The sequence below is a fragment of the Halorubrum sp. 48-1-W genome, assembly GCF_003287355.1.
Lineage (GTDB): Archaea > Halobacteriota > Halobacteria > Halobacteriales > Haloferacaceae > Halorubrum.
In genome coordinates this window covers 38,473-62,574 of record NZ_QMIM01000012.1, presented here as the reverse complement: position 1 = coordinate 62,574, position 24,102 = coordinate 38,473, and the positions used below count along the sequence as shown (strand labels likewise).

The following is a 24,102-nucleotide window of genomic DNA, read 5'->3' as shown; positions in this document are numbered from 1 at the left end:
TCGACGGCCCGAAACGTATTTGCCCGCGACGCGCGGAGTTGTCGTCGATCCGCCGAGGGAGACCGTGGAACCGCTCGAACCCGACGACGACCTGCTCGAATCGCTCTACGTCGTGAACAAGGTCGCGAAACGGCTCGCCAACGAGGCGACCGCCGCCTACGACCGCAACGACGTCACCGACAGCAACGTCGCTTCCGCCCGAAAGGACGCGCTGTATCGGACGAAAACCGAGGTACTGAACCGGATCGTCGCCGGCGACCCCGCCGCCGTCTCCGGGGAGTACCACGCGGTCCACGGCGACGTCTGGTTGCTCGTCACCGTCAACGGCTGGGAGTTCCACCAGCCCCCCCACGCGTTCGGTAGCGAGCTCACCGACCGGATAGAGACGGCCAACTCGGTCGACGAGCCGCGGGACGTGCCGTACGTCCGCGACGCCAGCGTGGAGCGATCGGACCGCTCGCTCGAGGAGGCCCTCCTGGGGCTCGCCGAGCGCGGCGTCGACGCCAACGACCACCTCACGCAGCCGACGATAAGCGGAGAGCGCGACCAACTCGTCGACGTGCGGTGGGCGTGTCTGCGCTAGGTGAAACCGTCCGGCCCTCGGTGAAGTCGTCCGACCCTCGGTGAAACCGTCCGACCCTCGGTGAAACCGTCCGTCACTCCACCGAGGGGGATTCCGTTTCGAGCGCCGGGAGCCCCGCCTCGATCTCCTCGCGTCGGTCCTCCGACCACTCGGGGAGTATGAGCCGCTCGCCGAGCGTCTCGGTATAAAAGGTGTGGGTGGCGTTCGGATCGCCGGCGATCGCGGTCACGTGGTGGATCCCGGGTGTCGCGAGAGATCGAGTCATACCCGAGCTACGTGTCGGGAGTACATGCACACTCGAGAACGGAATAGAAACCGGCTGACGTCGGTGTTGCCGGGGGAAGTCGGAGCTATCCGAGGACGTACCGGAGCTTCGGGACGCGCTCGACGAGCGCCTGTCCGCCGACGTTCAGCCGCTCGATGTACGCGTCGAGGCCCAGCACGCGACCCGCGCCGAACGCGGCGACCGTGAGGAACACGACCGCGTAGATCAGCGTCGAGTCGAACAGCGCCATGGCGTCGCCGCTCCAGCCGCCGAGGTAGAACATCGTCATCTGGAGCGCCCCGCCGAGCGCGGCCAGCCGGACGAACGCCCCGGCGATGAGCGCCACGCCGATGAGCACCTGCGTGACCGGGACGACGACGTTGACGACCTCCATGAGCGCCGGCATCGACGCCATCGAGGCGTAGAGGCCGCTGACCGGGCTCGCGGGGTCGACGTTGGCGAGGTAGCCGGCCGCGTCGAACGGCCACTCCGTCACCTTGCCGAGCCCCGCGAACAGGATCATTCCGCCGATGGCCGCCCGAAGCAGGACGATGAACAGCGCCGAAAGCGAGTGGGCCTTCCCGAGCAGGGTGATCCCGCCGAACTCTCCACCGAACTCGTTCGTGGTTTTCGTGGACATTGTCTCTCTCCGGTTCCGGATACTCCGGACGGACACATAAGGGGGGAAGCGGGTTCCACGGTCCGGGGAAGGAAACCGCCGACTCCCCCGGTCGGCGGGGTCTTTATTGGCACACCCGCACGTCCCCAGTCACTGTGTCCCGTGTTCACCACTCCTCACCGCTCGCCAGGTCGACGACTGCGTCGGGTTTCGCGGAGGGACACAGGTCGGCCAGCACGCAGTCCGCACAGTCGGGGTTGATCGCGGTACACGTCGCGCGCCCGTGGTCGATCATGAGATGAGTGAACTGTTGCCAGTCCTCCTCCGGAACGATCCCGAGGAGGTCCTCCTCGATCGCCGCCGGTCGCTCAGCCTCCGTGATCCCCAGCCGGCGGGTGAGCCGCTGGACGTGCGTGTCGACGACGATCCCCTCGACGACGTCGTGACCGTGCTGGAGCACGACGTTGGCGGTCTTCCGTCCCACGCCCGCGAGGTCGGTGAGCTCGGACATGGTGTCCGGGACCTCGCCCCCGTGTTTCTCCGCGATGTCCGCACACGCCGAACGGATGTACTTCGCCTTGTTGTTGTAGTAGGTGATCGAGTCGATCGCCTCGGCCAGCTCCTCCTGGGGTGCGTTCGCGTACTCTTCGGGCGTCCGGTACGTCTCGAAGAGGTCGGCACAGACCGCGTTGACGCGCTCGTCGGTACACTGTGCCGAGAGGATCACGGCGATGAGCAGTTCCAGCCGGTTCGAGTAGTTCAGCGAGATGGTGGAGTCGGGGTACTCCTCGTACAGCCTCTCGAGAACCTCCTCGACTTGCGCCTCGCGCGGTTCGAGCGGCGTTCCCATACGCGTCGCAGTCGCCGGTCGACATAAAACGATCCGGAACCGTCCCGGGTCGTTCAAACAGGTAGACGGACGCGTCCGGGCACGCCCGCGGAGCGATACTTTCAGGGTCCCTCCGATGGAGGAGCCGACGTGTCACGATCCCGCGATCGGCGCCGGCGCCATCCCGCGTACCTGCGGCGGCCGAGGGAGTTCTACACCCTCTGGATCGCCGCGACGTCGACGTACGGCGTCGGCGACATCGTCTCGACGATCGCCTTCCTCACGTACGTTCCCGAGATCGACGAGGCCAATCCGATCGTCGCCCTGGCGCTGGATTCCTTCGGGCTCGCCGGGCTCGTCGCGCTCAAGATCGCGGTGTACCTCGTCATGTTGTGGATCAGCGTCGTCGGCGCCCGCGACGGCGACGGGCTCCTGTATTACTTCCCACCCGTCCTCCTGACCGCCGTCGGGCTATACCTCACGGCCTCGAACGTCCGGCTGATGTGGGTCGCGACCGGGTCGGGGTGAACGGGACGAGAGCGGGACGAGAACGGGACGACCCCGTGGGCTACGCCGAGAGGTCCTCGACGACCGCGCTCACGCGGTCGACCGCGTCGGCGACGTCCTCGGCGTCGATATCGAGGTTCGTCGTGAACCGGGTCGTGTACGTGTCGAACTCCCCGCAGCCGACGCCGGCGTCGGTACAGGCATCGACGAAGTCGCTCGCCTCGATCCCGGCGGCCTCGGTGTCGGCGACGACGATGTTCGTGTCGGGGTCGGGAACCGAGACGCCCGGGAGGTCGTCGAGTCCGGCAGCGAGGTCGGCGGCGTTCGCGTGGTCCTCGGCGAGCCGATCGACGTTCTCCAACGCGAGCAGTCCGGGTGCGGCGATCATCCCCGCCTGCCGCATCCCGCCGCCGAACAGTTTGCGCACCCGCCGGGCGTCCTCGATGAACGCCTCCTCGCCGGCGAGGACCGAGCCGACCGGCGCGCCGAGCCCCTTCGAGAGACAGAAGGTGACGCTGTCGATCTCGGAGACGAGGGCGGGCGCGGGCTCGTCGAGCGCGACGCTCGCGTTGAACACGCGCGCGCCGTCGAGGTGAACCGGCACTCCGGCGTCGCGTGCGGCGGTAGCAGCGGCGTCGATCCGGTCTTTGGGCACGGCCCTCCCGCCGCGGTAGTTGTGCGTGTTCTCGAGCGTCAGGAGACCGGTCCCCGGCCGGTGGAGGTCCTCCTCGACGATCGCCTCCTCGACCTCTTCGGGCGTCGGAACACAGCGGTCGCCGGCGTCGATCGTCCGGGTCTGGAGCCCGGAGAGCGCCGACGCGCCGGCGAGCTCCCAGCGGTAGATGTGTGACTCCCGCTCCAAGAGGAGCTCCTGACCGGGTTCCGTGTGGACGTTGACGGCGATCTGGTTGGCCATCGTCCCCGACGGAGTGTAGAGGGCGGCTTCCATGCCGACGGCCTCGGCCGCGCGGCGCTCCAGCTCGTTGACCGTCGGGTCGTCGCGGTACACGTCGTCGCCGACGTCGGCGTCGCGGGCGGCCTCGCGCATGGCCTCGGACGGTCGGGTGACGGTGTCCGATCGCATGTCGATGAAGTCGTCGGTGGACATTCCTTGGGAGCCTTTTCGCGGCCGGCGTGAAATAGCTCGCGCTCGAGGCCGGTCCCTCCGAGCGACGACCGCGCCCCGTTACCGCGGCCAGCGCGAGGACAATAGCGGCGCGCCCGGGAGGTGGGTCCCGCCGATCTCGACTATCCGGAGCCGGTGGGCGAGCCGGTAGAGCGCGAGCGCGCCGAGTAGCGTCGCCGGCGTTGCGCCCAGGTGCCAGAACACCTCCGCGCCGACCCCGTATCCCGCCGCTGTCAACGCGTCGCGGAGCGCCCGAACCGCCTCCAAAACCACGGGATGAACGACGTAGATCCCCACGGCGTAGACGCCCCACGAGGGGAGTGGCGTGTCGGCCCCGAGCCGAGGTCTCGAGAGCAGAAACAGGAACAACGAGACGGTGAGAAGCGCCGTCGAGACCCCGTAGCTCGGGGCGAAGACGTACGAGCCGAACGGCTCGCCACGTAGGGGATACCCGAGCAACGAGAACTCGACCAGCTGGAGGACGGCGAAACACGCGACGAGCCCGAGCAGTGCCCGACTCCGGTCCCGCGCCGGGGTCCATCCCCGCCTGCCGACGGTGTAGCCCAGGCTCACGTAAAAGAACCCGAAGAACAACCCGTCGCGGACCTCGAAGGGCACGTCGACGACCATCGTGTAGCTCGTTCCGAGCAGGCCCACGAGGTGGAAACACAGCGCGACCGGGAGGGCGAGGTCCGTTCGTCCGGCCACCGCGAACGCGGCCACGAACGCGAGCGAGAACAGGAGCGCCGGGAGGAACCAGAGGACCTCCGAGACGGAGGTTCCGTAGTACAGGAACTCGACCGGGTCGAAGAACGCGGGGAGTTCGCCCAACGCGGTGTCGACGATCGAGCGTCCGGCCGTCGCGTCGCGCGCCATCCGTCCCCCGAGGAACGCCGGCACAGCGAGGACGAGCCCGAAGGCGTACACCGACCCGAGCGCGACGGCTCGGCGGGCGAGATATGCGCGGGGATCACGGTCGGCCGCCTTGCGCGCGAAGAAGTAGCCGGACGCGACGAAGAAGAACGGCACCGCGAACCGCGCGGTCGTCTTGATCCCGAAGTTGACGGCGTTGCCGGCGGTCCCGAGCCCCTGGAACGGGTCGGTGTGGATCAACACGACGAACACGACCGCGACGATGCGCATCGCGTCGACGCTGTGAACGCGCTCGGCCATTGCCCGGCGTCGGATCCGCGCGCTAATGACCGTTTCTACTCGCGACTCGTCGCTCTCGATCCGCGAACCGTTTCCCGGACACGGCGCCGGGACATGGCGCCGGACCACAGGTCGATCGGAGCAAGGAGGGGGATGGAGGCGGAACGAATTGAGGGGGAACGGATGGATGAGAGAGGGCTGAGGACGACCCCATAGCGGACGACCCGCCCGAACCGGCGCTACCGGGTTCGGTCCCTTCTTAACGGACCCGACCGTTCCACGCGGTATGGCAACGGAAGCCGTATCCGACGACGGGTCCGACGCGCCGGACGCGTACGACGCCCTCCTCGAGCGCGCGAGACGCTGGAACGCGGTCGGCAGCGCTGCCGGCGTGCTCGGCTGGGACCAGCAGGTGATGATGCCCGAGGGCGGCACGCCCGCCCGCTCGAAACAGCTCTCGACGCTCTCGTCGGTCCGCCACGACATGCTGACCGACGACGAGACCGGCGAGCTCCTCGACGAACTCGAGGGGACCGAGCTGGCCGACGAACGGGCGGCGGTCGTCCGCGAGGTCCGCAGGGAGTACGACCGCGCCGACGCCGTTCCCGGGGAACTGATCGAGGAGATCTCAGAGACGAGTTCGGAGGCGCTCGCGGCCTGGGAGGAGGCGAAAGCCGAGGACGACTTCGAGTCGTTCGCGCCGTACCTGGAGAAACACGTCGAGCTCAAACGCGAGTACGCCGAGCACGTCGACCCCGACCGCGACCCCTACGCGGTGCTCTTCGAGGAGTACGAGCCCTGCCTGTCGATCGAGCGCACCGAGGCGATCCTCGAAGAGTTGCGGGAGACGCTCGTTCCCATGATCGACGAGATCCGCGCATCCGACCGCGACCTCGCCGTCGACACCTTCGAGGGAACGTTCCCCCCAGCGGAGCAGGAGGCGCTCGCACGCGACGCCCTGGAACTCGTCGGCTACGACTTCGACCGCGGCCGGCTCGACGTCTCCTCGCACCCCTTCACCGCCGGCAACCAGTTCGACTGTCGGGTGACGACGCGGTTCGACGAGTCCGAGCCGCTCGGCGCGATCGGCTCGACGATCCACGAGTTCGGTCACGCCCAGTACAGCCTCGGACTCCCGCAGGAGCACTGGGGGACCCCGCTCGGCGAGTCGCGTGACCTCTCGGTCCACGAGTCGCAGTCGCGGCTCTGGGAGAACCACGTCGGCCGGAGCCGGGCGTTCTGGGAGCTGTTCCTCCCGACGTTCCAGGACCGCTTCCCCGAGACCGCCGATGCGACCGTCGAGGACGCCTACGAGGCCGTAAATCAGGTGTACGAGGACAACCTCATCCGCGTCGAGGCCGACGAGCTCACCTACCACCTCCACATCGTCGTCCGCTTCGAGATCGAACGCGACCTGATACGCGGCGACCTCGCCGTCGAGGACGTGCCCGAGACCTGGAACGACAAGTACGAGGAGTACCTCGGGGTCCGTCCCGAGACCGACACAGAGGGCTGTCTCCAGGACATCCACTGGAGCCACGGTAACTTCGGCTACTTCCCGACGTACTCGCTCGGGTCCGTCATGGCCGCCCAGCTGTACGACGTAGCCGAGGACGACGTCGACGACCTCGAGGGATCCATCGCCGACGGCGAGTTCGACCCGCTCCGCGAGTGGCTCGGAGAGAACGTCCACCGACACGGCTCACGCTACGAGACGAACGAGCTGGTGCGACGGGCGACCGGCGAGGACTTCTCGGCAGACGCCTTCACCGACTACGTCGAGGCGAAGTACGGCGAGCTGTACGGCCTCTAGGCCCCCGAGGACGCGTTTCGACGACACCTGGCCTCGTCCGGTGACCGGATATCGTAGGCGACTCAGACCTCCCGGGCGACCCGCTCGCCCACGTCGAGCCCGTTCGCGAGCGCGGCGTGGACCCGCCCCTCGCCGGCGACCCAGTCGCCGAGGACGTACAGCCCCTCGCGGGCGGCCGCGTCGACGGGATCTTCCCCGTCATCCGGGTCGCGCTCGAGTTCACCCTCCGGGATCGCGTAGCGCCACCCCTGGTGGTCGGTCCAGTCCGGATCGACGAGGCGGTCGTCGCCCACGATGTCGGCGGCGTGGCCGGCGAGTTCGGCGAGGTTGTCGACGGGGTCGGCGTCGTAGCGTTCGGCCGACCACTCGCCGCCGGCCTGGACGACGAGCAGCGACTCGCCGTCGGGCACGTGGCCGGCCTTACACTCCTCGCGGGAGATCCAGCCGACCGCGTGCTCCTTGTCGGTGTTCACGAGCCCGTAGTACGGTCTCTCGAGCGGGAAGGAGTAGTGGAGGACCGCGGTCCAGACGGTGCGGTAGTCCACGTCGGCGGTGGCTGACCGGAGCCGGTCGCGGGCCGGCGACTCCCACTCGGCGTCGGCGAGCAGTTCGGCGGTCTGCGGGGCCGGCGGGTTCACGAGCAGGACGTCGAAGGGGCCCCACACGTCGCCCTCGTCGTCGACGAGGGTCCAAGTTCCGGCGTCGGTGTCCCCCCGCCCTCCGCCGTCGTCGCCCTCCCGCCGGATCGTCTCGACCCGGGTCCGTCGGTGGACCGTCGCGTCGGTCCCGCCGAACAGCCGTTTGGCGATCTGGGTGAGCCCCGTTCGGTAGCTCCACTTGTGGTCGTCGTCGTCGCGGCCGGGCGACACCTCCCCGGACTCGTCGAAGGTGTAGATAGGTTCGGTCGCGTCGACCATCCCCTCGTCGTCGAGCGTCTCGGTGACGAGTTCGACGACGCGGTCGTCGTCGGACTTGAGGTAGTTCGCGCCGTAGTCGTACACGAGGTCCCGGTCGTCGTTCCGTCGGGTCGCGGCCCGACCACAGAGCCCGCCCGACTTCTCGAGGACGGTCACCTCCGCGTCCGGGACGGCGGCGTCGAGGACGTGCGTCGCTGCGGCCGCGGCCGCGCCCGCGCCGACGATACCGATTGTGGTCATCGTTATACGGGTATACGAACGCGAGGGGCTAACAGTTGTCGGGGACGACCGCGGCGGACCGGGAAGCGGTGCCGGACGCTCGGTCAGGCGTCACTGCCTTCGGGGGCATCGAGCCCGTCCAGTGCCCTCACGAGTTCGGTCACGTTCGCCACCGCGTCCGCGACCATCTCGTCGCCCTTCTCGCGCGTCGCGACGGTCGGGTCGCCGAGGTTGCCGGTGTTCGTGAGCGAGTCCATCCGCTCGGCCGACAGCGCCCAGCCGACCGGTTGTGGCCGTACGCGTCGTAGTCGGTCAACGGGAGCGTGTCGTCCGGCACGTCGACGCCGTATCCCGGATACGCGGTCGACAGATCGGCGATCTCCGATGGGACGGCTCCGCCTGTGTTGGCCATGGGGTACCCTCCCGTGGGTCGGTGAACTACCCCACCCTACCGCTCGCCTGACGGCTCGCGCTTGAGGATGTCGTCAGAACTCGAAGGGTTCTGACTGCTAACCAGAAGTCTTTGACTTCTGGTGATGGGGCTTCCTGTATCAACGACGCGCTTTGTGACTTCTCCCACGACTAACGTCGTGGGCTTTCTCCTCGATCTCGTGTAAAAACAGTTGTCGTGTACTGAGGGGCCGCCCCGGGGACCGGACGGATCGGCCCTCCACTCGTCGTGTGGACCCTCCTTCTCGTCGTGTGGACCCTACTTCTCGATGATGCTCTCCTCGACCGCCTCGCCGAAGTGACGCGCGACGTCCTCGTAGTGGACGAGCACCTCGTCGCCCTCCTCGAGGTCGGTGACGGCGGTTCGGCCCTCGCTCGTGGCCACCTTCACCGTCTCCGCGTTCTGGATGAGCGTCTCGATCCGGTCGACTCCGTCGTCGGTCTCGAGTTCCGCCTGGACCCGGAACATCGGACGCTTCTCGATCTTCACCCTGCCGACGATCGCCTCCCGGGTGCCCCCGTCGACGTCGACTATCTGGACCTCGTCGCCGCTCGACAGCTCCGCGAGGTAGTTGGTTCCGCCCTCGGGGTTGCGCACGTACGCGTGGACCGCGCCCGCGTTCACCCGGAACGGGCGCGACTCGACGTACGGCGACTCCGCGGTCTCCGCGTGGACGAAGAAGAGCCCGCGGGACATCGAACCGACCAGCATCCCCTCGTCGCCGTTCATCAGCGACCCCGTGTCGATGCAGACGCGGTCGGCCATACCGGTGGCCTCGACCGCGGTCACCTCGGCGTGTCGAAGGTCGAGCGTCTCGCGGTCGGCCGCGTCGCGTACCTCGACCGCGCCGCGGATCTCGTCCGGCGAGTCCGAATCGATGAGGACGCCGTCCGCGCCGATCTCCAGCGTCTCGAAGGCGGTCTGCGCCTCCGCTGACGTCGTCGCGCCCGCGATCAGGTGGGTCTCCTCGCCGACGCGAGCGATCAGGTTCTCGAGCGGGATGATCGACCAGTCCTCGCCGACGATCACGGTGAAGTCGGCCGCCTCCGCCGCCTCCTCGGCGAACGCCTCGTACTCCGTGCCGAGCACGCGGACGTACGCGCCCTGTGCGCGGTCGTCGCGTCGCCGGAGGGTCGTGAGGTCGGCCGACCCGGATAAGTCCTCGGGGAGGTCGATGGTGCCGTCGCCCTCGCCGCCCTTCCCGACGAAGTAGGCGTCCGCCTCGGCGCTCTCGTCGTCGCCGTCGACGACGTCGGCGTCCGCGAGGAACGCCGCCACGTTCACGTCGCCGAGTTCCCTGACCCTGCCGACGTCGGCCTCGTCGACGAGCACCCAGTCGGCGCCCGCCTCGATGGCAGTCGTGATCCGTCGCTTCCGCGTCTCCCAGTCGCCGACCGCGCTGTCGGCTTTGACCCAGACGGTGCGTGTCATTACCGGACCCTCACGGCGCGCCGGCTTGAAAACTGTGGAAGGGACATCGGTCGTCGCGGACGCGAGACGGATACGTCTCCGCGAGCGATCGGGGTGCGGGCCGGGGAACCGTATTAGTGATCGGCCGCCGTTCGGGCGTCCATGTCCGACGCACCACACGTCGTCGCGGTCCCCGGAAGCCTCCGGGAGACGAGCCACACCCGAAGGGGCCTCCGACGCGCGCTCGACGGCGTTCGTGAGGCCGGCGGGACCGGCGAACTGCTCGACCTTCGGGAGTACGACCTCCCGGCGTTCGACGCCGACCGCGGTGAGGCGGGCGACGCCGGAGCGTTCACCCGACGGATCCGGGAAGCGGACTCCGTCCTCCTCGGAACGCCGATGTACCACGGCTCGTACTCTTCGCCGCTCAAGACGGCGATCGACTACTGCGGGTTCGATGAGTTCGAGGACGAGACTGTCGGCCTGTTGGCGGTCGCCGGCGGCGGGTTCCCCGTCACCGCGCTCGAGCATCTCCGGTCGGTCTGTCGGGCGCTCAATGCGTGGGTGATCCCGCATCAGGTCGCGATCCCTCACGCCGGCGAGCAGTTCGACGGCGACGAGTTCGTCGACGAGGGGCTCGACCACCGGACGCTCACGCTCGGTCGCCGGGCGGTCCAGTACGCCGAGATCGAGCCCGATCCCGGTTCCTTCGAGGGCGGACAGAACGTCGGGGCGGAGTGAGCCGCGCCGGCCGGTTTACGCTTCGAGGAAGCCGCCGGCCTCGAGCGCCGACTCCACGTCGGCGTCGTCGTGGACGACCGCCGACACCGCGCTCGCGATCCCTTCCGGGTCGTCGTGCTGGAAGATGGACCGCCCCATCGAGACGCCGGCCGCGCCGCCGTCCATCGCCCCGCGGACCATCTCGACGGTCTCGCGGTCCGTCCCCTTCGAGCCGCCGGCGATGACGACCGGGAGGCGTGTCGACTCGGTGACGCGTTCGAAGGAGTCGCCGTCCCCGGAGTAGCCGGTCTTCACTACGTCCGCGCCGAGCTCCTCGGCGAGCCGGACGGCGTGTCCGAGCGACTCGGGGTCCGTACTGTCGACGCCCGGGCCGCGCGCGTACGCCATCGCGAGCACGGGGAGTCCGAACCGGGAGGCGTCCTCGGAGAGCTCCGCCAGCTCCTCTATCTGCTCCGGCTCGTGGTCGGAGCCGACGTTGATGTGGAACGAGACCGCGTCCGCGCCGGCACGGACCGCCGCCTCGGCGCTCGCGGTGACGCGCTTGTCGTTCTCGTCGGGCCCGATCGTCGTCGAGGCGTTGACGTGGACGATGTAGCCCGCGCCGTTCTTGTTGTCGTGGACGCGCGCGGCGATCCCCCGCTGGGTGAGCACCGCGTCCGCGCCGCCCCTCGTGACGCCGTCTATCGTCGACTCGATGTCGACGAGCCCCTTCACCGCGCCCATGGTTATCCCGTGGTCCATCGGGACGACGAGGTATCGATCGTTCGTCGAGATCCGGTCGAGTCGTGCTGTGAGTCCTGCTGTCATTGTGGATCGCTCTTATGTGACCCTGTGTCAAAGGGAGGTAAGTCGGTTTCGTTCCGGGAGGTATTGGCTCCGATCCGCGTCGACGACCGCGGCTCAGCGCGACTCCGCAGGCTCCATCCGGGACGCGAAGCCGCGCTCAGCGCCCGCCTTCAGCTCCCGCGAGAGCGACTCGAGTCGGTCCGCGACGTCCGCCGTCGACAGGTCCGCCTCGACCCCGTCGGCGACGATGTCCACCAGCGCGGAGCCGACGATGATCCCGTCCGCCCCGCCGGCGACGATACGTTCGGCGTGCTCGCCGGTCGAGATCCCGAAGCCGACCGCCTTCGGCACGTCGAACTCCCGGAGCCGGTCGAGGCTCTCGGTCGTGCTGTCGGCAACGTCGCTCTTCGCGCCCGTCGTCCCGAGTCGCGCCTGGACGTAGACGTACCCCGAAACTCGGCTCATGATGCGTTCGAGCCGCTCACCCGTCGTCGTCGGCGCGACGATGAACACCAGGTCCAGCCCGAACTCGTCGCAGGCCTCCCGAAGTGGGTCGGCCTCCTCGGCCGGGAGGTCGGGGACGACGAACCCCTCCAAGCCGACCTCGGCCGCGCGCTCGACGAAGTCCCGGGGACCGTCGCTCGCAGTCCCGTCGTCCCCGCTCGAGTACTGGTAGATCAGGTTGTAGTAGGTCATACACACGAGCGGCGCGTCGACGTCGAGGTCCTCGACGAAGGCGAAGAAGCGGTCGGGCGTCATCCCGCCCTCGAGCGCGCGGACGACCGCCCCCTGGATCGTCGGGCCCTCGGCGATCGGCTCGGAGAAGGGGAGCCCCAGTTCGATGACGTCGGCTCCGCCCCGGTCGAGCGCCTCGACGTACGCCAGCGAGGCGTCGTCGTCGGGGTCACCGACCGCGAGGTACGGGATGTAGGCGGGGCCGTCCGCGAACGCGGCCGCGAGCGCCTCGCTGTTGCCGGTCGTCGGCATTCAGATCCCCTCCGTGAACATCGACATGTCGGGCGCGCCGTCGATATCGCGGCCGTCGGTCTCCTCTATCGCGGCGTCGAGGTCCTTGTCGCCGCGGCCCGAGACGTTCACGACGACGCGCTCGCCGAGGTCGTCGGCGTGCTCCTCGAGGAAGCCGAACGCGTGGGCCGTCTCCAGCGCGGGGATGATCCCCTCGGTGTTCGAGAGGCGGTGAAAGCCCTCGAGTGCGGCGTCGTCGTCGACGGCGACGGGAGTCACCCGTCCCTCGTCGACGAGGTACGCGAGTTCGGGACCGACGCCGGCGTAGTCGAGCCCGGAGGAGACGGAGTGGCTCTCCATGATCTGGCCGTCGGAGTCCTGGAGTAGCTTGGTGCGGGCGCCGTGGAGCACGCCTTCCTCACCGGTGAAGAGCGACGCCGAGTTGGGCGCGACGCCGGCCTCCTCGTCGACCTCCAGCGTCGAGCCGCCCGCCTCGATCGCGTGGAGCGCGACGTCCTCGTCGTCGACGAACCCGGTGAACGCTCCCATCGTGTTCGACCCCCCGCCCGCGCAGGCGACCACGTCGGTCGGGAGGTCGCCGGTCTTCCCGATCGACTGTTCGCGCGCCTCCTCGGAGATGACCGCCTGGAAGTCGCGGACCATCACCGGGAACGGGTGGGGCCCGACGACCGACCCGATGACGTAGTGGGTGTTCTCGACGGTGGTCGCCCAGTCGCGCATCGTCTCCGAGATGGCCTCCTTCAGCGTGCCGCGGCCGGCGGTGACCGGGTTCACCTCGGCGCCGTTGAGCTTCATCCGGAAGACGTTGGGCCGCTGGCGGTTGATGTCGCGTTCGCCCATGTAGATCTCACAGGGTACGTCGAGGTGGGCCGCGGCCATCGCGGTCGCGGTGCCGTGCTGGCCCGCGCCCGTCTCCGCGACGATCCGTTCTTTGCCCATGTACTTCGCGAGCAGGACCTGTCCGAGGGCGTTGTTCAGCTTGTGTGCGCCGCCGTGGAGTAGGTCCTCGCGTTTGAGATACACCTCGCGACCGTAGCGCTCGGAGAGTCGTTCGGCGCGCTGGAGCGGCGTCGGCCGGCCGCCGAAGTCCGCGAGCCGCTCGCGGAACTCGTCCATGAAGCCGTCCTCGTTCTCCAGGACGTAGCGTTCGTAGGCGTCGGTCAATTCCTCGATGGCGGGCATCAGCGCCTCGGGGACGTACTGGCCACCGTAGCGCCCGAACTTCCCGTCGTCGCGCCCGCGGCGTCGGCCGGGGCGCCGTGAGAGCCCCGGCGCGTCGGTCGTCGTTGGTTCGCTCTCGCTCATATACGTGTCTCCTGGGCTTCGTCCGTGGTGTCAGTGTCGGTTTTCGCACGGGTCAGCGCCCGCGTGTTCGCCTCGACGTCGCCGTCCATGATCGCGCTCCCGACGAGCAGCGCGTCCGCGCCGGCCGCGCGCATCCGGCGGGCGTCAGCGGGCGTCGCGATCCCGCTTTCGGCGATCAGGGTAACGTCGTCGGGGACCGCCGGCGCGACCGACTCGAAGGTCCCGAGGTCGACCTCGAGCCTCGCGAGGTCGCGGTTGTTCACGCCGATGGTGGTCGCGCCCGCGTCGACGGCGGCAGCGAGCTCCTCGCGGTCGTGGACCTCGACGAGGACCTGGAAGCCGCGGTCGCGGGCGGCCGAGAGCAACGCGGGGAGGTCGTCGCCGACGAACCGGGCGATGAGCAGGACCACGTCGCTCTCGACGGCGTCGAGCTGGGACTCCGCCACGAGGAAGTCCTTCCGGAGGACCGGCACGTCGACCGCCTCGCGCACGCGCTCGAGGGTTCCCGTGCTCCCGCCGAAGTGCTCCGGCTCGGTGAGCACGCTCAGCGCGGCCGCCCCGCCCGCCACCATCGACTCGGCCAGCTCGACGGGGTCGTCCTCGCGGGTCCCGTCCGCGGTCGGGCTCGTCGGCTTGACCTCCGCGATCACCGGGACCCGCCCGTCGGCCTCGGCGCGCTCGAAGGCAGGCCGGAGGTCGCGCGGGTCGACGGCGACGCGGTTTGCGCTCTGATCGCCATCGTCTCGCCCGCCCGTCCCCGCTCGGTCGCGGGCCGTGGCGAGGATCGACCGTACCGCCGGATCCAACTCCGCTGTATCGTTCATTACTGTACACTAATGGACGTATCTGTACATAAGACTTGCGGGAGAGTCGTCCCCGCCGTCGACCGCCTCGGTCTATTTAACCGTCGCGGGCGCAGATCGGGGCGTATGTCCACGGCCGGTGTCTCCGGTGTCTTCGCGCGCGAGTACGACGCGATCGGACGGGCGGTCGAGGTGGGGTTCGCCGGCGGGAAGCTGATCGCGGTGTCGTTTCCGACCGACGTCCCCGCCGACGCCGACGCCGATCACCCGCTCCTCGACCGGATCGGCGACCATCTGGCGGGGGGTGACGAACGGTTCGACGACGTCGATATCGGGCTCACGGTTCCGACCGACGAGCGTCGGGTGCTGGAGACGCTCCGCGAGCTACCCGCCGGCGAGTCCTGGTCCGTGAGCCGGCTCACGCGGCTGGCCGGCCTCGACGACAACGACGCTGCGGACCTCGAGTCGGTGACGCGGGCGCTCCGCGGGAATCCGCTCCCGATCGTCCTCCCGGACCACCGCGTGGAGGGCGGCCCGTACGCGACCCCCGGGGAGGTCCGGTCGACGCTCCGGCGCGTCGAGGGGATGTAGTCGGCGGAGGAACCGTCCCGTCGCAGAGGCAGTGCGTTCGCAGAGGCAGTGCGTTCGCCGAGGCAGTGCGTTCGCCGAGGCAGCGCGTTCGCAGAGGCAGTGCGTTCGCCGAGGCAGCGCGTTCGCAGAGGCAGTGCGTTCGCGGCGAACGGTCCGGCCTCTTCGACGGCGGCGAGGGCGCCTCAATCGCCGACGACCGGCGTCGCGTCCCCCACGGAACGCGCGTCCGTCACACACCAGGCGTTCCCGCGACGCCCGATCCTGCGGAGGTCGAGCCGGACGACGTCGCCGACGCCAACCTCGTCGAGCACGTCCTCGAACTCCTCGCCGTCACATTCGACGACGTGAAACGTGCTGTTCCGGGAGGGGTCCCGGACCGTCATCGCGTCGTGATCGTTGCGTACCCTGACGACGACGTACCTGCCGCTCCGTTCTGTCATGTGGTAACATGCGAAACTACCGGCAATAAATGTTGGGTGCGAAAGCACCCGTCCCACACGATCGGACCGTACCGTCGTCGCCGGGATCGGACGGGGGTGGACCGAAGAGGGGTGAGGGTAGTGAGACGGGGGCGCCGGACAAAGTATACGGTTCTCCGGTCTGGAGTACCCCCATGGACGATGCCGGGGCCGACGGCCGGCACGTGGGGAGCGCGTCCGGCGACGAGGGGGCGATCGATCCGCCGGAGGCGTTCCGCGAGTCGGCCGCCGTCGCCGACGCCGACGTGTACGACTCGTTCGCTGCCGACTGGCCCGACGCGTGGCGGGCGGCTGCCGACCTCCTCGAGTGGGATCGCTATCCAGAGACGGTGCTCGACGACGGCGACCCGCCGTTCTACGAGTGGTTCCCCGACGGCCGACTCAACGCCGCCGTCAACTGCGTCGACCGCCACCTCGCCGACCGGCGTAACCGGCTCGCGATCCGCTGGTTCGGCAAGCGCGGGGAGCGCCGGTCGTACACCTACGCGGACCTCCACCGCGAGGTGAACGCCACCGCGGCGGGCCTGCGGGAGCTGGGCGTCGGCGAGGACGACGTCGTCACGATCTACCTCCCGATGATCCCGGAGCTACCGGCGACCATGCTCGCCTGCGCGCGCATCGGCGCGCCTCACAACGTCGTCTTCGCCGGGCTGTCGGCGGAGGCGCTCGCGACGCGGATCGACGCGGCCGACTCGGAGTACCTCGTCACCTGCGACGGCTACTACCGCCGGGAGGACGCCTTCAACCAGAAGTCGCGCGCGGACAACGCCCAGCTTCGGGCCGACGCGGACCTCGAGGCCACCGTCGTCGTCGACCGGCTCGGCGACGAGCTCCACGTCCCCCTCGGGCCGGACGAGCACGACTACGGGACGCTGATCGCGGGACACGACGGCGAGACGGTGGAGCCGGTCGTCCGCGACGCGACCGACCTGCTCTTGGTGATGTACACCTCGGGGACCACGGGACGGCCGAAGGGCGTCGAGCACGCCACCGGCGGCTACCTCGCGCACGTGACGTGGACGACCCGGAACGTCCTCGACGTCCGGCCGGACGACACCTACTGGTGTGCCGCCGACATCGGCTGGATCACGGGCCACTCCTACGGGGTGTACGGGCCGCTCTCGGTCGGAACGACGGCGGTGCTCTACGAGGGCTCGCCCGACTACCCCGACCGCGACCGTGTGTGGGACCTGATCGAGCGCAACGCCGTGAACGTCTTCTACACCTCCCCCACCGCGATCCGTTCGTTCATGAAGTGGGGTGCGGAGTACCCCGCCTCCCACGACCTCTCGTCCGTCCGCCTGCTCGGGACCGTCGGCGAGTCGATCACGCCGAAGGCGTGGCGGTGGTATCGCGAGCACGTCGGCGGCGGCGACGCGCCCGTCGTCGACACCTGGTGGCAGACCGAAACCGGGGCGATCGCCCTCGCGACCCTGCCGGGCGTCACCCCGATGAAACCCGGGAAGGTCGGTCCGCCGCTCCCGGGGATCGACGCGCGCGTCGTCGACGACGACGGCGAGCCCGTGGAGCCGGGCGAGGCCGGCTACCTCACGATCGCGTCGCCGTGGCCCGGTATGCTCCGCGGGCTACGCGAGGGCGACGAGCGGTACCGCTGTGAGTACTGGATCGAGGGCGAAGAGGGGTGGCGCTACCGCACCGGCGACGGCGCGACCGTCGACGAGGACGGCTACGTGACGATCCTGGGCCGCGTCGACGACGTGATCAACGTCCGGGCACGCCGGTTCAACACCGCCGAGCTGGAGTCGGCGATCGTCGAGGTCGACGGCGTCACCGAGGCGGCGGTCGTCGGCGACGGCGACGGCGGAGTCGTGGCGTACGTGACGACCCGCAGTGACGTCGAGCCGGACGAAGCCCTCCGCGAGGTGATCGCGGAGGCGGTTGCGGGGACGGTCGCGGAGGTCGCACGACCGAACCGGACCGTCTTCACCCCGGAGCTCCCGAAGACGCGGTCGGGGAAGATCATGCGCCGACTGCTGGAGGACATCGCCCGCGGCGAGGAGTTCGGCGACGTGAGCGCGCTCCGGAACCCCGAGGTCGTCGGCGAGATCGAGTCGACGGTCCGCGGCGAGGGGCACACTCAATAAGTTTCGCTTATACCGACAAACCCGAAACGAAAATGGCGGTGTTCCCGCGTCGTCGCGACAGTCCTCCGACGCTCCGGTTCGAACGGCGATCCACCGCAAGAACCTTGTTTCGGATGAGCGAACGATCACGAAACGAATGGTCGACACGCTCCCCCCGGACGCGTACGACGCGTTGGTGACGGCCGCGGGGACACACCGGGCGGCGATCGTCGTCCGGCTCGCGGGCGAGGTCGGCCTCCGGACCGGCGAGATCGTTCGCGTCCGCCCGCGTGACCTCCGTGAGGCGGGGTCGATCCCCGACGCCTACCTCCTCTCGATCCCGGCGCCCGGGAGCGGATCGGTCGAGGGCGACTCGGGCGACGGCTCCGGCCCGACCGGCACGTCGATCGACCGCGAGACGGCCGTCTCGGCGTCGCTGGCGGCGGCTCTCCAGCGGTACGCGGAAAGCGAAGACCTCGCGCCCGCCGACCCGTTCGTGGACGTCTCCGCACGCCGCGTCCAGATGCTGGTGCGCGAGACCGCCGAGCGCGCGGCTGAGCGCCGGGACGAGCCGTCGTTGGCGTCGACGACGCCCCGTGACCTCCGGCGAACCTTCGCTCGGCGACTGCTCGTCGACCGCGGGGTCGACCCGCACGTCGTCCGCGAGGCGGGCGGGTGGGAGACGATGGACGCGTTGGAGCCCCACCTCGACCCGCTCGACGGGCAGGCGATCGCGGCGGCGATCGTCGACGCGGATCGGGTCGACGACGGAAGCGGCCTCGACGACGAGGACCGAACCGACGACGGAGACCGAACCGACGACGGAGACCGAACCGACGACGGAGACCGAACCGACGACGGGGACGCGATCGGCGGTTCCACGCTCCTCGGCGCGTTCGAGGCGATCGCGACGGCCTCCGAGGGAGGGACGGCCTTCGAGGCCGTCGTCGAGCGGGCCACCGACGGCGACCGCTGGCGGGCAGCGTGGGTCGTCCGCGGTCGACCCGCCGACGACCGAGAGGACGTCCTCGCCGCGGCCACGGACGGGGAGGCCGCGCTCGACGACGTCCGGGACGGGGGCGGGAGGGCGGTGACGGCTCCGGTCGAACACCGGGGGACCGACTACGGACGCGTGTGTCTCCTCGCTGACGGCGAGCCGGTGACCCCGGGGGAACGGCGGGCGGTCACGGCGCTCGGGCGCGCGCTCGGCTGGGCGGTCACGGCGGACCGCTGGCGGGACCTGCTCCACTCCGACACGGTCACCGCGGTCGAGTTCCACACCGCGTCGGAGGCCGCGTTCCTCGCGTCGACGAGCGCGGCGCTCGACTGCCGGATCGCGCTCGAGTCGACGGTCGTGGTCTCCGGCTCGGCCTCGCGATGGTACCTCGCCGTGACCGGCGCGGGCCCCCAGGCGGTGGCGAACGCGGTCGAGGCGGCGGACGGTCTCTCCGAGCTCCGCGTGATCGAGACGCGCGAGGGCGGCTGTGCGGTGTCGGTCCGGGCGACCGGCGGATCGATCGTCCGCGCGCTCACGGGACACGGCGCGACCGTCCGGGAGGCGGCCGCAGAGGACGGTCGGGTTCGGGTCGTCGCCGACCTGCCGGACGGCACCGACGTCCGGCGGATCGCCGACGGTCTCCGGGAATCGTTCCCGGACGCCCGGCTCGTGAGCAAGGAGTCGGTCGCGCGCTCGCCCGGGACCGAATCGACCCTGCGGGAGGGCGTCGCCGACCGGCTCACCGACCGACAGTGGGCGACGTTGTCGGCGGCGTACCACAGCGGCTACTTCGACTGGCCGCGGGGGAGCACGGCGGAGGAGGTCGCCGACGCCATGGACGTCTCCTCGCCGACGTTCCACAACCACCTCCGGAAGGCGGAGCGCGCCCTGCTCGAGACGCTCTTCGAGGACCGCGACACGCGGGACGCTGTGTGATCGTGTCCCGTCGCCGTCGATCCTGGAGCCGCCACGAGTGTCTTCGCCGTCGATCCCGGAGCCGCCACGAGTGTCCTCGCCGTCGATCCCGGAACCGCCACGATCGGTCCCTCCGGGTCCGTCCGGATTCCTCACGATTTTTCGTATTTAGGGTGGTTGTTTATGTAGGCCCTGTCGGTGTATATGATCGAACCCATGACGGAGGAAGACGGACAACTGGAGGCGAGACTGGCGGAACAGGAGGTGTTCGAACCGTCCGACTCGTTCGTCGAGCAGGCGAACGTATCGGACCCGGGCATCTACGAGGAGTTCGAGGAGAACTGGCCGGAGTGTTGGGAGGGAGCGGCCGACCTCCTCGACTGGGAGACGGACTACGACCGGGTGCTCGACGACGACGACCCGCCGTTCTACGAGTGGTTCACCGGCGGCGAGCTGAACGCCTCGGCGAACTGCCTCGACCGACACCTCGAAGAGCGCGGCGACGAGGCCGCCATCGAGTGGATCGGCGAGCCGGTCGACGAGGCGGACCGCACGTACACCTACGAGGGGCTCCACCGCGAGGTCAACGAGTTCGCGGCGGCCCTGCGGGACATCGGCGTCGAGGAGGACGACGTGGTCACGATGTACATGCCGATGATCCCGGAGCTGCCGATCGCGATGCTGGCGTGTGCGCGGATCGGCGCACCGCACAGCGTCGTCTTCGCCGGGTTCTCCGCGGAGGCGCTCGCGACGCGGATGAACTCCGCGGACTCGGAGTACCTCGTCACCTGCGACGGCTACTACCGGCGCGGCGACCCCCTCGACCACCTCGAGAAGGCCAACGAGGGCCTCGCGAACGTCGACCACGGGACGACGACCGTCGTCGTCGACCGGCTCGGCTCGAACGGTGACGACTTCGGCCACGATCTCGGCGACGACCAGCTCGACTACGGCGACCTCGTCGAGGAGCACGCCGGCGCCGAGGTCGACCCTGTCACGCGGGACGCCGAGGACATGCTCTTTCTGATGTACACGTCCGGGACCACCGGGAAACCCAAGGGCGTGAAACACACCACGGGCGGGTACCTCTCGTGGGCCTCGTGGACCTCGCAGGCGGTCCTCGACGTCAAACCGGAGGACACCTACTTCTGTTCGGCCGACATCGGCTGGATCACGGGCCACTCCTACATCGTCTACGGGCCGCTCGCGCTCGGAACGACGACGATGATGTACGAGGGGACGCCCGATCACCCCGACCGTGACCGCCTCTGGGAGATAATCGAGGAGCACGAGGCGACCCAGCTGTACACCGCGCCGACAGCGATCCGGGCGTTCATGAAGTGGGGCGAGGAGTACCCCGCCTCCCACGACCTCTCGAGCCTCCGCCTGCTCGGAACCGTCGGCGAGCCGATCAACCCGCGCGCCTGGAAGTGGTACTACAAGCACATCGGCGACGAGGAGTGCCCCGTCGTCGACACGTGGTGGCAGACCGAGACGGGCGGGATGATGATCACTACCCTTCCCGGCATCAAGGACATGAAGCCGGGGTCCGCCGGGCCGCCGCTACCGGGACTCGACGTGGAGATCCTCGACACGAGGGGCGAGGAGATCGAGCCCGGACAGGCCGGCTACCTCACGGTTCAGAAGCCGTGGCCGGGGATGCTCCGGACGCTGTACAAGAACGACGAGCGGTTCATCGACGAGTACTGGGCGGAGTACTCCGACACGGACTCGAGCGACCCCGACGACTGGGTGTACTTCCCCGAGGACGGCGCGAAGATCGACGAGGACGGCTACATCACCGTGCTCGGCCGCGTCGACGACGTGATCAACGTCTCGGGCCACCGGCTCGGCACGATGGAGATCGAGTCGGCGATCGTCGGCGTCGAGGGGGTCGCCGAGGCCGCCGTCGTCGGCGGGAACCACGACATCAAAGGCGAGGCCGTCTACGCGTACGTGATCACGGAGGACGGCTACGAGGGGAACGACGAGCTCCGCGAGCGGATCGTCGCGGGCGTCGAGGACGCGATCGGTCCGATCGCCCGCCCCGAGCGGGTCGTCTTCAGCCCCGACCTCCCGAAGACCCGGTCGGGCAAGATCATGCGCCGACTGCTCGAGAACATCGCCGACGGCGAAGAGATCGGCAACACCAGCACGCTTCGTAACCCGGAGATCGTCGCGGAGATCCAAGCCAAGGCGAACGACGACTGACTCGCGTTCGTCCGGCCCGGGGCGGCCCGTGACCGACGGCCCGGGTCGGTCCGTGACTGACGGCCCACGTCGGCGATCCACGGACGACGCGTACTCTCCGTTCAACGAGCACCGAATTATGATGACCACCCACGAAAACGCACGACCCAATCTATGACAGACAACGACACGCACGACCGGGCGAACCCCGTCGAGACCGACGGCGGCGTCGCCGCGACCGCGGCACAGGAGCACAACGACACCGACTACCTCGGAGCGGAGGTGAACATCCTGAATCCGAGCACGCAGTTCATGCGCGATCACCTGCGTATCGTCTGGACGGGATTCGCCATCTGGGTCCTCGCAGTGTGGGGACCGGTAACGCTGACGCGGCTCGCGCCCGGTCCGATGACGAGCGAGATGCCGATCCTCGCGTTCCCGCTCCACTACTTCCTCGTCGCGTTCGGCGCCCCGACCAGCGCGCTGATCCTCGCGTTCTGGTACTCGCGAAAGCGGGACGCGCTCGACGAGAAGTACGGTATCGATCACGCGTCCACCACGGAGACGGAGAGCCGTGCCGAGGTCGCGGCGGCCGACGGAGGGTCCGACGAATGACGGGGGGATCGGTCCTCTTACAGGAATCCCTCCTCCCGGAGGCCCTCGACATCTCGTTCAAGCTGGTGCCGTCGCTCCTCGTGCTCGCGATGTTGGGGCTGTTCCTCACGATCGGCTTCGTCTTCCGTGTAGCTGATACCGACGACATGTGGGTCGCCGGCCGGTCCATCGGGAACGTCGAGAACGGGATGGCGATCGGGGCGAACTGGATGTCGGCCGCCTCGTACCTCGGCATGGCGGCGTCGATCGCGTTAGCGGGGTTCTACGGCCTCGTGTTCGTCGTCGGCTGGACGACGGGGTATTTCATCCTGCTCATCTTCCTCGCTGCACAGTTGCGCCGGTTCGGGAAGTACACGGCGCCGGACTTCGTCGGTGACCGGTTCAACTCCGACACCGCGCGCGCCATCGCGGCGGTGACGACGTTCCTCATCGGCTTCGTCTACGCCATCGGACAGGCGAAGGGGATGGCGCTCGTCGGCCTGTACATCTTCGGTGATTACGGCGGGCTCGTCCCTGGCCTGGACGGGTACCAGGTGATGGTCGTCGCGATGATGGTCGTCACCGTCGGCTACCTGACGCTGTCCGGCATGCTGGGCGCCACGAAGAACCAAGCGGTCCAGTACGTCATCCTCATCCTCGCGTTCGTCGTCGGGTTGTTCGTCGTCGGCTGGACGAACGGCTACTCCACGGTGTTGCCACAGCTCGAGTACGGAGCGCTGATCGGTCAACTCGGCAGCGAGTTCTCCGAACCGTTCGTGTCCTCGAGCTACTACCTCTGGGTCGCCACGACGTTCTCGCTCATCGTCGGTACCTGCGGGCTGCCGCACGTGCTCGTCCGGTTCTACACGGTCGAAAGCGAGCGGACGGCACGCTGGTCGACCGTGTGGGGGCTCTTTTTCATCTGTATCCTGTACTGGAGCGCGCCGGCCTTCGCGGCGTTCGGGACCGATCTCTACTCGCAGAACGTCAACCCGACGTACGGCGACCCCGGGATGGCCAGCGCGGCCAGCGAGGTCATCGTCGTGCTGGCGGCACAGCTGTCGGGGCTCCCGGACTGGTTCGTCGGCATCGTCGCGGCCGGCGGTATCGCCGCGGCCATCGCGACGGTCGCCGGGCTGTTCATCGCCGGCTCGTCGGCCATCAGCCACGACATCTACACGAACATCGTCAACGAGGACGCGACACAGCGCCAGCAGATCCTCGTCGGCCGTCTCTCGATCGTCGCGCTCGGTGCGTTGACCACGCTGGCCGCACTCAATCCCGCGTCGTCGATCGCCGCGCTCGTGGGATACGCGTTCTCGCTCGCCGGCTCCGTCCTGTTCCCGATGTTCTTCCTCGGAATGTGGTGGGAGAACGCCAACCGACAGGGGGCGCTCGCCGGCATGACGACCGGGTTGACTCTCTGGTCTATCCCGATGATCAACGAGATCGTCCCGACGTACATCGGGTCGCTCGAGGCACCGCTGTCGGCGGGGCTGGCCCAGTGGATGCCCGCCATCGGCTCGGCGCTCATCACCCTCCCGGTCGTGTTCGCGGTCACCATCGTCGTCTCGGTGACGACCGACGAGCCGTCGATCGAAACGAAGCGGATCGTCCGACAGTGTCACAGCCCCGAGCCGATGGGGCAACAGGAGACCGCCGAAGACGTCGTCGCCGACGGCGGCGAGGAGCTGGCGACCGATGGTGGCTGTGCAGCCGACGCAGTCACGGAGGAGTGA

At 69.1% G+C, this 24,102-nt stretch carries 23 protein-coding genes; 10 read left to right on the top strand and 13 right to left on the bottom strand.

Features of this window, described 5'->3' with window-relative positions:
* Positions 1 to 64: 64 nt before the first annotated feature.
* Positions 65 to 583, top strand: coding sequence for a hypothetical protein (locus DQW50_RS06655; protein ID WP_112078508.1), 519 nt, complete (start codon positions 65 to 67; stop codon positions 581 to 583).
* 73 nt (positions 584 to 656) lie between these two features.
* Here the strand turns inward: DQW50_RS06655 and DQW50_RS18710 are convergent, their stop codons facing one another.
* From DQW50_RS18710 to nth, 3 genes are all read right to left on the bottom strand, one after another.
* Complete coding sequence (locus DQW50_RS18710; RefSeq protein WP_112078507.1) at positions 657 to 848, bottom strand: VOC family protein; 192 nt, start codon at positions 846 to 848, stop codon at positions 657 to 659.
* Between the two features lie 85 nt (positions 849 to 933).
* Entirely contained in the window at positions 934 to 1,488 is a 555-nt protein-coding gene (locus DQW50_RS06645) for a DoxX family protein (protein ID WP_112078506.1), read from the bottom strand.
* A gap of 145 nt (positions 1,489 to 1,633) precedes the next feature.
* Positions 1,634 to 2,317 (bottom strand): endonuclease III, encoded by a 684-nt coding sequence (gene nth, locus DQW50_RS06640; protein WP_112078505.1) that lies wholly within the window; start codon positions 2,315 to 2,317, stop codon positions 1,634 to 1,636.
* A 129-nt stretch (positions 2,318 to 2,446) separates the two neighbouring features.
* Here nth and DQW50_RS06635 point away from each other — a divergent pair, with 129 nt between their 5' ends.
* Complete coding sequence (locus DQW50_RS06635; protein ID WP_112078504.1) at positions 2,447 to 2,824, top strand: hypothetical protein; 378 nt, start codon at positions 2,447 to 2,449, stop codon at positions 2,822 to 2,824.
* 40 nt (positions 2,825 to 2,864) lie between these two features.
* On the opposite strand, the gene DQW50_RS06630 is transcribed toward DQW50_RS06635, so the two are convergent.
* A complete protein-coding gene (locus tag DQW50_RS06630; protein ID WP_112078503.1) occupies positions 2,865 to 3,911 on the bottom strand; it encodes a low specificity L-threonine aldolase in 1,047 nt (348 codons plus the stop codon).
* A 78-nt stretch (positions 3,912 to 3,989) separates the two neighbouring features.
* Positions 3,990 to 5,102 carry an acyltransferase gene (locus DQW50_RS06625; RefSeq protein ID WP_112078502.1) on the bottom strand — a complete coding sequence of 371 codons (1,113 nt, stop codon included), beginning with the start codon at positions 5,100 to 5,102 and terminating at the stop codon, positions 3,990 to 3,992.
* Between the two features lie 265 nt (positions 5,103 to 5,367).
* Between DQW50_RS06625 and DQW50_RS06620 the strand changes: the two genes are divergently transcribed.
* Positions 5,368 to 6,894, top strand: coding sequence for a carboxypeptidase M32 (locus DQW50_RS06620; protein WP_112078501.1), 1,527 nt, complete (start codon positions 5,368 to 5,370; stop codon positions 6,892 to 6,894).
* 62 nt (positions 6,895 to 6,956) lie between these two features.
* On the opposite strand, the gene DQW50_RS06615 is transcribed toward DQW50_RS06620, so the two are convergent.
* The 3 genes from DQW50_RS06615 to DQW50_RS06605 form a co-directional block, all read right to left on the bottom strand.
* Entirely contained in the window at positions 6,957 to 8,051 is a 1,095-nt protein-coding gene (locus tag DQW50_RS06615) for an NAD(P)/FAD-dependent oxidoreductase (protein ID WP_112078500.1), read from the bottom strand.
* A gap of 83 nt (positions 8,052 to 8,134) precedes the next feature.
* Positions 8,135 to 8,287: a hypothetical protein gene (locus DQW50_RS18130; RefSeq protein WP_198664625.1), complete on the bottom strand. Its 153-nt coding sequence runs from the start codon at positions 8,285 to 8,287 to the stop codon at positions 8,135 to 8,137.
* 452 nt (positions 8,288 to 8,739) lie between these two features.
* Complete coding sequence (locus DQW50_RS06605) at positions 8,740 to 9,912, bottom strand: 3-dehydroquinate synthase II (protein WP_112078499.1); 1,173 nt, start codon at positions 9,910 to 9,912, stop codon at positions 8,740 to 8,742.
* Between the two features lie 141 nt (positions 9,913 to 10,053).
* Here DQW50_RS06605 and DQW50_RS06600 point away from each other — a divergent pair, with 141 nt between their 5' ends.
* Positions 10,054 to 10,632, top strand: a complete 579-nt coding sequence (locus tag DQW50_RS06600; RefSeq protein ID WP_112078498.1) for an NADPH-dependent FMN reductase — start codon at positions 10,054 to 10,056, stop codon at positions 10,630 to 10,632.
* Positions 10,633 to 10,647: 15 nt separating this feature from the next.
* Here DQW50_RS06600 and DQW50_RS06595 read toward each other — a convergent pair whose 3' ends face one another.
* The 4 genes from DQW50_RS06595 to trpC all read right to left on the bottom strand — a co-directional run bounded on the left by DQW50_RS06595 (position 10,648) and on the right by trpC (position 14,534).
* The gene (locus tag DQW50_RS06595; RefSeq protein WP_112078497.1) at positions 10,648 to 11,439 is read right to left on the bottom strand and encodes a 2-amino-3,7-dideoxy-D-threo-hept-6-ulosonate synthase; all 792 of its coding nucleotides are present in this window, start codon (positions 11,437 to 11,439) and stop codon (positions 10,648 to 10,650) included.
* A gap of 93 nt (positions 11,440 to 11,532) precedes the next feature.
* Positions 11,533 to 12,405, bottom strand: coding sequence for a tryptophan synthase subunit alpha (gene trpA, locus DQW50_RS06590; protein WP_112078496.1), 873 nt, complete (start codon positions 12,403 to 12,405; stop codon positions 11,533 to 11,535).
* Positions 12,406 to 13,710: a tryptophan synthase subunit beta gene (trpB, locus tag DQW50_RS06585; protein WP_112078495.1), complete on the bottom strand. Its 1,305-nt coding sequence runs from the start codon at positions 13,708 to 13,710 to the stop codon at positions 12,406 to 12,408.
* A complete protein-coding gene (gene trpC / locus DQW50_RS06580) occupies positions 13,707 to 14,534 on the bottom strand; it encodes an indole-3-glycerol phosphate synthase (RefSeq protein WP_112078494.1) in 828 nt (275 codons plus the stop codon). Before trpC ends, trpB begins: the two co-directional genes overlap by 4 nt.
* Before the next feature lie 105 nt (positions 14,535 to 14,639).
* Here trpC and DQW50_RS06575 point away from each other — a divergent pair, with 105 nt between their 5' ends.
* Positions 14,640 to 15,104 carry an MGMT family protein gene (locus DQW50_RS06575; protein WP_112078493.1) on the top strand — a complete coding sequence of 155 codons (465 nt, stop codon included), beginning with the start codon at positions 14,640 to 14,642 and terminating at the stop codon, positions 15,102 to 15,104.
* A 182-nt stretch (positions 15,105 to 15,286) separates the two neighbouring features.
* On the opposite strand, the gene DQW50_RS06570 is transcribed toward DQW50_RS06575, so the two are convergent.
* Positions 15,287 to 15,544 (bottom strand): hypothetical protein, encoded by a 258-nt coding sequence (locus DQW50_RS06570; protein WP_112078492.1) that lies wholly within the window; start codon positions 15,542 to 15,544, stop codon positions 15,287 to 15,289.
* 173 nt (positions 15,545 to 15,717) lie between these two features.
* Between DQW50_RS06570 and acs (DQW50_RS06565) the strand changes: the two genes are divergently transcribed.
* From acs (DQW50_RS06565) to DQW50_RS06545, 5 genes are all read left to right on the top strand, one after another.
* Positions 15,718 to 17,688, top strand: a complete 1,971-nt coding sequence (gene acs, locus DQW50_RS06565; protein ID WP_112078491.1) for an acetate--CoA ligase — start codon at positions 15,718 to 15,720, stop codon at positions 17,686 to 17,688.
* Positions 17,689 to 17,824: 136 nt separating this feature from the next.
* Positions 17,825 to 19,600, top strand: coding sequence for a bacterio-opsin activator domain-containing protein (locus DQW50_RS06560; RefSeq protein ID WP_112078490.1), 1,776 nt, complete (start codon positions 17,825 to 17,827; stop codon positions 19,598 to 19,600).
* Positions 19,601 to 19,795: 195 nt separating this feature from the next.
* Positions 19,796 to 21,790 carry an acetate--CoA ligase gene (gene acs, locus DQW50_RS06555; RefSeq protein ID WP_112078584.1) on the top strand — a complete coding sequence of 665 codons (1,995 nt, stop codon included), beginning with the start codon at positions 19,796 to 19,798 and terminating at the stop codon, positions 21,788 to 21,790.
* Between the two features lie 153 nt (positions 21,791 to 21,943).
* Positions 21,944 to 22,384, top strand: a complete 441-nt coding sequence (locus tag DQW50_RS06550) for a DUF4212 domain-containing protein (protein WP_112078489.1) — start codon at positions 21,944 to 21,946, stop codon at positions 22,382 to 22,384.
* Positions 22,381 to 24,102: a VC_2705 family sodium/solute symporter gene (locus tag DQW50_RS06545; protein ID WP_112078488.1), complete on the top strand. Its 1,722-nt coding sequence runs from the start codon at positions 22,381 to 22,383 to the stop codon at positions 24,100 to 24,102. The genes DQW50_RS06550 and DQW50_RS06545 overlap by 4 nt, the downstream gene beginning before the upstream one ends.

Excerpts from the sequence above, each read along its gene's own strand:
- DQW50_RS06595 (WP_112078497.1), bottom strand. The coding sequence starts at position 11,439 with ATGACAGCAGGACTCACAGCACGACTCGACCGGATCTCGACGAACGAT.
- DQW50_RS18130 (WP_198664625.1), bottom strand. The coding sequence starts at position 8,287 with ATGGACTCGCTCACGAACACCGGCAACCTCGGCGACCCGACCGTCGCG.
- DQW50_RS06625 (WP_112078502.1), bottom strand. The coding sequence starts at position 5,102 with ATGGCCGAGCGCGTTCACAGCGTCGACGCGATGCGCATCGTCGCGGTC.
- DQW50_RS06600 (WP_112078498.1), top strand. The coding sequence starts at position 10,054 with ATGTCCGACGCACCACACGTCGTCGCGGTCCCCGGAAGCCTCCGGGAG.
- trpB (WP_112078495.1), bottom strand. The coding sequence starts at position 13,710 with ATGAGCGAGAGCGAACCAACGACGACCGACGCGCCGGGGCTCTCACGG.
- DQW50_RS06605 (WP_112078499.1), bottom strand. The coding sequence starts at position 9,912 with ATGACACGCACCGTCTGGGTCAAAGCCGACAGCGCGGTCGGCGACTGG.
- trpC (WP_112078494.1), bottom strand. The coding sequence starts at position 14,534 with ATGAACGATACAGCGGAGTTGGATCCGGCGGTACGGTCGATCCTCGCC.
- DQW50_RS06575 (WP_112078493.1), top strand. The coding sequence starts at position 14,640 with ATGTCCACGGCCGGTGTCTCCGGTGTCTTCGCGCGCGAGTACGACGCG.
- nth (WP_112078505.1), bottom strand. The coding sequence starts at position 2,317 with ATGGGAACGCCGCTCGAACCGCGCGAGGCGCAAGTCGAGGAGGTTCTC.
- DQW50_RS06615 (WP_112078500.1), bottom strand. The coding sequence starts at position 8,051 with ATGACCACAATCGGTATCGTCGGCGCGGGCGCGGCCGCGGCCGCAGCG.
- DQW50_RS06545 (WP_112078488.1), top strand. The coding sequence starts at position 22,381 with ATGACGGGGGGATCGGTCCTCTTACAGGAATCCCTCCTCCCGGAGGCC.
- acs (WP_112078584.1), top strand. The coding sequence starts at position 19,796 with ATGACGGAGGAAGACGGACAACTGGAGGCGAGACTGGCGGAACAGGAG.
- DQW50_RS06570 (WP_112078492.1), bottom strand. The coding sequence starts at position 15,544 with ATGACAGAACGGAGCGGCAGGTACGTCGTCGTCAGGGTACGCAACGAT.
- DQW50_RS06560 (WP_112078490.1), top strand. The coding sequence starts at position 17,825 with ATGGTCGACACGCTCCCCCCGGACGCGTACGACGCGTTGGTGACGGCC.
- trpA (WP_112078496.1), bottom strand. The coding sequence starts at position 12,405 with ATGCCGACGACCGGCAACAGCGAGGCGCTCGCGGCCGCGTTCGCGGAC.
- DQW50_RS06620 (WP_112078501.1), top strand. The coding sequence starts at position 5,368 with ATGGCAACGGAAGCCGTATCCGACGACGGGTCCGACGCGCCGGACGCG.
- acs (WP_112078491.1), top strand. The coding sequence starts at position 15,718 with ATGGACGATGCCGGGGCCGACGGCCGGCACGTGGGGAGCGCGTCCGGC.
- DQW50_RS06630 (WP_112078503.1), bottom strand. The coding sequence starts at position 3,911 with ATGTCCACCGACGACTTCATCGACATGCGATCGGACACCGTCACCCGA.
- DQW50_RS06550 (WP_112078489.1), top strand. The coding sequence starts at position 21,944 with ATGACAGACAACGACACGCACGACCGGGCGAACCCCGTCGAGACCGAC.
- DQW50_RS06645 (WP_112078506.1), bottom strand. The coding sequence starts at position 1,488 with ATGTCCACGAAAACCACGAACGAGTTCGGTGGAGAGTTCGGCGGGATC.
- DQW50_RS18710 (WP_112078507.1), bottom strand. The coding sequence starts at position 848 with ATGACTCGATCTCTCGCGACACCCGGGATCCACCACGTGACCGCGATC.